The organism is Bradyrhizobium sp. USDA3010, from assembly GCF_056429065.1.
In genome coordinates, this window is record NZ_JBWJZD010000039.1 from 45,570 (window position 1) to 53,751 (window position 8,182).

An 8,182-nucleotide genomic window follows, 5' to 3' on the forward strand; every position below is an offset into this window, starting at 1 on the left:
AGGTCTCATATACCCCCCTAGGGTATACAAATCAAGAGGCCGGGATAGCGGCCGGGAAGAGTCTCGTGGCACACGCAGAGCACGATCGTTCGCACGCGGATCATCACCATCATGGCGCAGCCGCGCATTCCTGCTGCGGCGGCAAGCATGATCACGACGCCGTGCCGGCGGAAGCAGCGTTCGCGATCGATCCGGTCTGCGGCATGAAGGTCAATCCGGCGACCGCCAAGCACCGTTTCAGCTACCGGGGCGAGGAATATCTGTTCTGCAGCAGCCGCTGCCGCGAGCGCTTCGAGGCCGAGCCGGACAAGTACCTCAGGCCGCACGCGCCCGAGCCGCCAATGCCGGCCGGCACGATCTACACTTGCCCGATGCATCCCGAGGTGCGCCAGGTCGGCCCCGGCAGCTGCCCGATCTGCGGCATGGCGCTGGAGCCGGAGCAGATCTCGCTCGACGACGGGCCGGATCCTGAACTGATCGACATGACGCGGCGGTTATGGATCGCGCTGGCGCTCACGCTGCCGGTGTTCGTGCTCGAGATGGGCAGCCATCTCGGGCTGATGCATCTGGTGCCGCAGCCCTGGTCGAACTGGATTTCGTTCGTGTTGGCGACGCCGGTCGTGCTGTGGGCCGGCGCGCCGTTCTTCGTGCGCGGCTGGCAGTCGGTGGTCACGCGTAACCTCAACATGTTCACGCTGATCGCCATGGGTGTCGGCGTCGCCTATCTCTACAGCGTGGTCGCGACGCTGGCGCCGCAGCTGTTCCCGCCGGCGTTCCGCGACATGCATGGTGCGGTCGCGGTCTATTTCGAGGCGGCGGCCGTGATCACGGTGCTGGTGCTGCTCGGCCAGGTGCTGGAATTGCGCGCCCGCGCGCAGACCTCGGGCGCGATCCGCGCGTTGCTTGGTCTCGCGCCCAAGACCGCGCGGCGCATTACCGATCATGGCGACGAGGACATCGACATCGACGCGATCAAGGTCGGCGACCGCCTGCGCGTGCGCCCGGGCGAGAAGGTACCGGTCGACGGCGTCGTCATCGAGGGCCGCGCGGTCATCGACGAATCCATGGTCACGGGTGAATCGATGTCGGTCACGAAGGCCGAAGGCGACAGCGTGATCGGCGGCACCGTCAACCAGAGCGGCGGCCTCGTGATGCGTGCCGAGAAGGTCGGTCGCGACACCATGCTGTCGCGGATCGTCGACATGGTGGCGAAGGCGCAGCGCTCGCGCGCGCCGATCCAGCGGCTTGCCGACCGCGTCGCCGGCTGGTTCGTGCCGGCGGTGATCGCCGCGGCCGTGCTCGCCTTCATCGCCTGGACGATGTTCGGCCCCGAGCCGCGCCTGACTTTTGCGCTGGTCGCCGCGGTCACGGTGCTGATCATCGCCTGCCCCTGCGCGCTGGGGCTCGCAACGCCGATGTCGATCATGGTCGGCGTCGGCCGCGGCGCGCATTCCGGCATCCTGATCCGCGACGCCCAGGCGCTTGAGCGGATGGAGGCGATCGACACGCTGGTCATCGACAAGACCGGTACGCTCACCGAAGGCAAGCCGAAGGTCGTGCGCATCATTGCGGCCGAAGGGTTCGACGAGAACGGCGTGCTGCGCCTAGCCGCCAGTGTCGAACAGGGCAGCGAGCATCCGCTGGCGCAGGCGATCATCGCGTCCGCCAAAGAGCGCAAGCTGGCATCGGTGGCCGTCAGCAATTTTGCCTCGCCCTCCGGCAAGGGCGCGACCGGCACGGTCGAAGGCAAGCAGGTTGCACTCGGCAATGCGGTGCTGATGGCCGAACTGAAGATCGCGACGGCTGCGCTGGACCAGGCGGCCGAAGCTGCACGGCGCGATGGCGCGACGGCGATCTACGTCGCGGTCGATGGCCGCGTCGCCGGCGTGATCGCGATCGCCGATCCGGTCAAGACGTCGGCGGCCAGCGCGCTGCAGGCGCTGCGTGCCGAGGGCCTGCGCATCGTGATGCTGACCGGCGACAATGAGACCACCGCGCGCGCGGTGGCGAAGACGCTCGGCATCGACGAGGTCGAGGCCGGCGTGCTGCCGGAGCGCAAGAGCGAGGTCGTGCAGCGGCTGCGCGGCGAGGGCCGCACCGTCGCGATGGTAGGCGATGGCGTCAATGACGCGCCGGCACTGGCGGCTGCCGACGTCGGCATTGCGATGGGCGGCGGCACCGATGTCGCGATCGAGAGCGCCGGCATCACGCTGCTCACCGGCGACCTGATGGGCCTCGTCCGGGCGCGGCGATTGTCGGTCGCAACCATGCGCAACATCCGCCAGAACCTGGCGTTCGCCTTCGTCTACAATGCCGCCGGAGTGCCGATCGCGGCCGGCGTGCTGTATCCGCTGTTCGGCATCCTGCTGTCGCCGATGGTCGGCGCCGCCGCGATGGCGCTGTCTTCGGTCAGCGTGATCGGCAACGCGCTGCGATTGGCGAGGGTGAAGCTGGATTAGGCGTCTCTTACCTCGCCCCGCTTGCGGGGAGAGGTCGGATCGCATCGTAAGATGCGATCCGGGTGAGGGGGACTCTCAGCGAATCCATCTCCCTCCGATATTGCGGAAGCGGCCCCTCACCCCAACCCTCTTCACGCCGGCAGCAGAAGCTGCGCACGCCGCTCCATCTCGGCATCGAGCCAGGTCGCGAGATCCTCGCTCACCTCCACCATCGGCAGCCGCACCTCGGGGCTATCGATCAGCCCCTGCCGCCACAGCCAGTGCTTGGCCGGCGCCGGGCTCGGTTCCGCGAACAGCAGCCGGGTCAGGCCGACGACGCTCTGCCAGGCCGCCAGCGCCGCGTCGCGCTTGCCCTGCTTCAGCAATGTGCGGATCGAAGCGAACGTGTCTGTTTGCAGATGCGCTGAGAGCAGGATCGCGCCGTCGGCGCCGTCCGAGAGCGCGTCGAAGGTCTGCGCGTCTTCGCCGGTCAGCACGCGGAAGCCGGCGGGCCGGCGGTTGAGGAAGTCGATCGACTGCGCGCGGTCGGCGCAGCAATCCTTCATGCCGGCGATGTTGGGATGTTCCGCGAGCGCCAGCAGCGTCTCATTGGTCAGGTTCACCGCCGTGCGATAGGGAATGTTGTAGAGCACCACCGGCCACGACGCGTGATCGGCCAGCGCGTTGAAGTGCTGCACAAGCCCGCGTTGCGAGGGTCTGATGTAATAGGGGCTCGCGATCAGGTAGCCGTTGATCGGCCAGTCGGCCGTATCGTCAAGCGCATCCTTCATCCTGGCCGTCGAGGCGCCGGAGAGCCCGAGGCAGACCGGCAAATGGCGGGAGTTGGCACTGAGCTCGTCGAGCACGACGCTGACCAGACCCTCCCACTCATCGGTGCTGAGCGCCATGCCTTCACCGGAGGTTGCACCGAGGATGAAGCCGTCGACGGGGCCGCTGGCATAGTGCCGCACCAGGCGACGCAGCGAGGTGACGTCGAGTTCGCCGTCGCGGAACGGCGTGATCAGGGGCAGCCAGAGGCCCTGCAATTGCTGGTGTAGCTCAGTCATGTTCCATCTCCTAAGGGGGCAAGGCCGGAGACGGGACCAACAAAAAACCCCGTCCAGGCGGCGGGGTTTCGGGATCGGTTGAATGCGAAGGTGATCTTATCGCGCGCGATCTCGTGTCCCCGGGAGGGGAGCTTTTTTCGACGACAGAACGGCGCACGAAGTCGTGATCATTGGATAATGATGCTGCGCTGCGAGGTTGTTGTCAATCCACATGCTGACCGTGACGTGCGGCACGTTCGGGCGTGACATCAAGGCGAAAGACCTGAAGGTGAAAGACTTGGAGGTGAAAGACATGGAGGTGAAAGACATGGAGATGAAAAAAAGCCGGGCTCGAGTGAGCCCGGCTTAAGGTATTGGCCACGTGAGGCCGACACAATCACCTTCCAAGAGGGATTACTGAACTTCCGCGCCACTGGAGGAGGGGGACATATGCGCGACGCGACCGCTCAGCGTGTAAGCACTATGATCCCCATCGATGCCCTGCAGCAACTATCCAGGTCGCATGTCAGTCATGCGGAGATTCAGGGGCCTCTTGGGGCAGCGCGGAAAGCCTATAAACCAGCCCTATAAGGGCAGCTTAATCAGGACGGCCAGCGCTGCGCCTTGCTGACCACGAAGTCGCGGAACACCTGCACCCGGGCCACTGTCTTCAGCTCTTCCGGATAGACGAAGTAGGTGTCGAGCGCGATCGAGTCGGACTCGCCGAACAGCTGCACGAGGTTGTTCTGTTCGACCAGATAGTCCGGCAACGCGGCGATGCCGAGGCCCTGCTGGCAGGCGCGCACCAGGCCAAGGATGTTGTTGACCTTGAAGTAGGGTTCGCGCGGACCGGAGCCGTTGCGGCCGGCATCGATCAGCCAGCTGCGGTTCTGCAGATGCGGCGGCACCTGCGAGTCGCCGAGCATGATGATGCGGTGCGAGTCGAGATCATCCAGCGTCCGCGGCGTGCCGAAGCGCTTGATGTATTCCGGCGAGCAATAGGCATGGAAGCCGATCGAGAACAGCTTGCGCTGGATCAGGTCGGGCTGGGTCGGCTTGCGGGTGCGGATCGCGACGTCGGCCTCGCGCATCGACAGGTCGAGGTCCTCGTCGGTGACGATCAGCGAGATCCGGATGTCCGGATAGAGCGCGACGAACTCGTCGAGCCGCGGGATCAGCCAGTTGATGCCGAGCGCCGGCGGCGTCGTGATCTTGAGATCGCCGCTCGGCCGCTCGCGGCTGTCGGTGAGCTTTGCGCGCGCCGCTTGCAGCTGCATGAACACGTCATGCGCGGTACGGAACAGCAGGTCGCCCTGCTCGGTGAGGATCAGGCCGCGGGCATGGCGGTGAAACAGCGACACCGAGAGCTCCTGCTCCAGTGCGCTGACCTGGCGGGAGACCGCCGATTGCGACAGGCCGAGCTGCTCGCCGGCATGCGTGAAGCTGCCCGCTTCCGCCGCAGCGTGAAAGACCTTCAGCTTGTCCCAATCCATATCCGTAAATCCGTCGCGAGAGCGTGCCATGATTATTCCGCCGCTGCGCGATCGCTCGCGCGAAGAGCAATGAAGCGTTCCGCCTCGAGCGCTGCCATGCAGCCGAGGCCGGCGGCGGTGACCGCCTGCCGAAAGGTTTCGTCCGCCACGTCGCCCGCGGCGAACAGGCCGGGCATCGAGGTCGCCGTGGAGTTCGGCGCCACCTCGACATAGCCCGACGGTTTCAGCTTGATCTGGCCTTTGACGAGCTCCGTCGCCGGCGCATGGCCGATCGCAACGAAGACGCCGTCGGTCTTGAGGTTGGTCAGTGCGCCGGTCTTGACGTTCTTCAGCCGCACATGGGTGACCTTGTTCGGGTTCTCCGTGCCGCAAATCTCGTCGATCGCGGAATCCCATACCACCTTGATCTTGGGATGCTTGAACAGCCGCTCCTGCAGGATGCGCTCGGCGCGGAAATGATCGCGGCGATGCACGATGGTGACTTGCGAGGCATGATTGGTCAGGTACAGCGCTTCCTCGACCGCGGTGTTGCCGCCGCCGACCACCACGACGTCCTTGCCGCGGTAGAAGAAGCCGTCGCAGGTCGCGCAGGCCGACACGCCGCCGCCCTGGAATTTCTCTTCCGAGGGCAGTCCGAGCCAGCGCGCCTGGGCGCCGGTGGCGAGGATGACCGTCTCGGCGAGATAGACGTCGCCGGAATCGCAGGTCAGACGAAACGGGCGTTGGCCGAGTTCCAGCTTGTTGACAAGATCGGTGACGATCTTGGTGCCGACATGGGCCGCCTGCTTCTCCATCTGCTCCATCAGCCAGGGGCCCTGGATCACATCGGCGAAGCCGGGATAGTTCTCGACGTCAGTGGTGATGGTGAGCTGCCCGCCCGGCTGAATGCCCTGGATCAGGATCGGTTCGAGCATCGCGCGCGCCGCGTAGATCGCTGCGGTGTAACCGGCGGGGCCGGACCCGATGATGACGACCTTGGCATGGGTAGGCGCGGGCATTGTGAGATCCCTCTGTTTTGGGGATTTTGATCAAGGACTTGTGCGGGAAGCGCCCCGGAAACGCGTCACGGCGGCGCCAAAAGTGTCAAATCCAAGTCTAGGATATCTGGGAAGCTATGCAAGATTTGCAATCCATGGCAGCGATTTTTCCCCGGAACTGAAGTCACATTCGCGAAATCGTGCGCTGCACGCGCAATAAAATTGCGCAATGCAGTCCGGCTGCGCTATGAGAGTTGCCGGCAGACCTGCCAAGCCGTCCAAACTCTGAGGGAACCCAAGTCGCGTGTCGAAGAACCTTGACGAGATCGACCTCAAAATCCTCGCCGAGATCCAGGCCGATGGCCGAATCACCAATGTGGAACTCGCCAAACGCGTCGGGATCTCGCCGCCGCCCTGCCTGCGCAGGGTCCGGGCGCTGGAGGAGGAGGGCTACATCCAGGGCTACCGCGGCCTGCTCGATCCGCGCCGCCTCGGCTACGACGTCACGGTGTTCGCCTCGGTGCATCTGTCGAGCCAGGCCGATGCCGATCTCCGCGCCTTCGAGAATTTCGTGCGCGCCGAGCCGTTGGTGCGGGAATGCTGGATGCTGTCCGGCGAGGTCGATTTCATCCTCAAATGCGTTGCCCCCGACATGGCGACCTTCCAGGACTTCGTCACCCACCTGACGGCCGCGCCGCATGTGCGCAACGTCAGGACGTCGCTGGTGCTGCACAATTCGAAATATGAGGCCGCGGTGCCGCTGGATCTCAAAGCTGCCGGATAGCGCGCGGCGGCGCGTCATTTCGGGGCGATGCGCCGGCATCGAACCGGGGTGCGCAACCACGCGTCTGACGTCCGGTGCCAACGCGCCATGTTTGAGCTTGGTGAAGGGTCTTCTCAGCAACCTCGGGCTGTCATCACCGAACCGTTTGCCTCGAATAGTCCAACAGCCCCGGACGGTGAAGTCGCGACGTTGAACGCGAGCGGGCCGCAAGTAATCACGCAATAGTCGTAAACCGAGCGCTGATCGTTTCCCATTAGAAACTGATAGTGAATTTGCATGAAGTTGAATCGATGACGTCTGAAGCGGACCGGATCGATCATTGAATGTATTTGGACGCGCCGAATCTTCGGGTGCTCTCCTGAATAGTCTCGACTGGTGCGTTTCAGCGTGACGGGATCGAAGCGATAGAAGCTGATTGCGTCATCTCGTGCCTGGTACTCGACCCAGTCGATGGCAGACGTTCCGGCCACAAGTTGTGCCGCTTCCCGTATCTGGCCGCCCATCGGATGCAATGAGAATTTGGGAATCGTGGCGCCCACTGTGAGAATGCATAGCTTCGGTCCGTGCGTTGCAAGCAGAGGATCCAGCTTCAGCGCGCGCGCGACAGCCGCTATCGAGAGCGCGGCGCCAAGGGAATGGCCAACAATCAGAATTTCATCAACATCTGCGGCCCGAGCTGTTCTCAATATCAAGGCCGCAAAATCGCCGAGGCGCTTATCAAGCTCGCCTTTTTGCCCGTAAAGAAACTGGTAGGAGAAAATGGCATCATCAAGGATGTGGTTTATCCGACGCTTGGGTCCAATCCAGAGCATCGAGCTGATGAAGATGGCAAGCGATAGGAAAATACCAAGCAGCAATTCTTCAACCCAGAATGTAGCGGGTATGAGCCTGACAAGCAGATATGACAGCCCAATGCCGCAGCATGCAATCAACAGCAAACAGCAATATGGAAAGACAAAGAAGAGAGCATATTTCCAGCTTGCGACCGCATATCTGAATAGTGTTCCGGTAAGGATGAAGTTGAATAGCGCTTTCAGGGACTGAACGAGGCGAGGCACCAGCCTAACTCCCGAATCGCGCCGGATGAGATCGTCCCAGCGCAGCATCTCGAAGGTGGTGTCGGTTTTCCAGTTTGGTCCCCATGCTTCCAGGTCGCACGAAGCATTGATTGCAGATGTGTTCGAGATTTCCGACAGCCGTGAAGAGGCGCCCCAAACCTTTTCGAAGCTCGACAGCGAGCGGCGCAACCGTTCGACCTGCTCTTCTGGGGTGATTGGATCATAACCGCCAATGTGGAAGACGTGCCGTCGTTGAATCATCTAGCCCGTCCTATTCGTGAGAGTGCGGCTTTTGGGCCCGATTGATGCGGCCGTACATCTGCTCTGACGAGGCGCACAGGATTGCCTTCGGCTTTTCACCGCCTGACGACCGGTACTTTGCAACG

General features: G+C 63.4%; 7 protein-coding genes. 3 read left to right on the forward strand and 4 right to left on the reverse strand.

Annotated features, from left to right (window positions below; genetic code table 11):
• Positions 1-65 precede the first annotated feature (65 nt).
• Positions 66-2,459, forward strand: a complete 2,394-nt coding sequence (locus tag AC066Y_RS36620; RefSeq protein WP_478278100.1) for a heavy metal translocating P-type ATPase — start codon at positions 66-68, stop codon at positions 2,457-2,459.
• Between the two features lie 131 nt (positions 2,460-2,590).
• On the opposite strand, the gene AC066Y_RS36625 is transcribed toward AC066Y_RS36620, so the two are convergent.
• Positions 2,591-3,505: a 4-hydroxy-tetrahydrodipicolinate synthase family protein gene (locus AC066Y_RS36625; RefSeq protein WP_478278101.1), complete on the reverse strand. Its 915-nt coding sequence runs from the start codon at positions 3,503-3,505 to the stop codon at positions 2,591-2,593.
• A gap of 211 nt (positions 3,506-3,716) precedes the next feature.
• Here AC066Y_RS36625 and AC066Y_RS36630 point away from each other — a divergent pair, with 211 nt between their 5' ends.
• Positions 3,717-3,854 carry a hypothetical protein gene (locus tag AC066Y_RS36630; RefSeq protein ID WP_478278102.1) on the forward strand — a complete coding sequence of 46 codons (138 nt, stop codon included), beginning with the start codon at positions 3,717-3,719 and terminating at the stop codon, positions 3,852-3,854.
• A gap of 232 nt (positions 3,855-4,086) precedes the next feature.
• Here the strand turns inward: AC066Y_RS36630 and AC066Y_RS36635 are convergent, their stop codons facing one another.
• Both AC066Y_RS36635 and trxB read right to left on the reverse strand, forming a co-directional pair.
• The gene (locus tag AC066Y_RS36635) at positions 4,087-5,007 is read right to left on the reverse strand and encodes a LysR family transcriptional regulator (protein ID WP_029081982.1); all 921 of its coding nucleotides are present in this window, start codon (positions 5,005-5,007) and stop codon (positions 4,087-4,089) included.
• A 2-nt stretch (positions 5,008-5,009) separates the two neighbouring features.
• Positions 5,010-5,975, reverse strand: coding sequence for a thioredoxin-disulfide reductase (gene trxB, locus AC066Y_RS36640; RefSeq protein WP_478278103.1), 966 nt, complete (start codon positions 5,973-5,975; stop codon positions 5,010-5,012).
• 283 nt (positions 5,976-6,258) lie between these two features.
• Here trxB and AC066Y_RS36645 point away from each other — a divergent pair, with 283 nt between their 5' ends.
• On the forward strand, positions 6,259-6,738 hold the full coding sequence (locus tag AC066Y_RS36645) for an Lrp/AsnC family transcriptional regulator (protein WP_092124130.1): 480 nt from the start codon (positions 6,259-6,261) through the stop codon (positions 6,736-6,738).
• A 113-nt stretch (positions 6,739-6,851) separates the two neighbouring features.
• On the opposite strand, the gene AC066Y_RS36650 is transcribed toward AC066Y_RS36645, so the two are convergent.
• Positions 6,852-8,057, reverse strand: a complete 1,206-nt coding sequence (locus tag AC066Y_RS36650; protein ID WP_478278104.1) for a hypothetical protein — start codon at positions 8,055-8,057, stop codon at positions 6,852-6,854.
• Between the last annotated feature and the right edge of the window lie 125 nt (positions 8,058-8,182).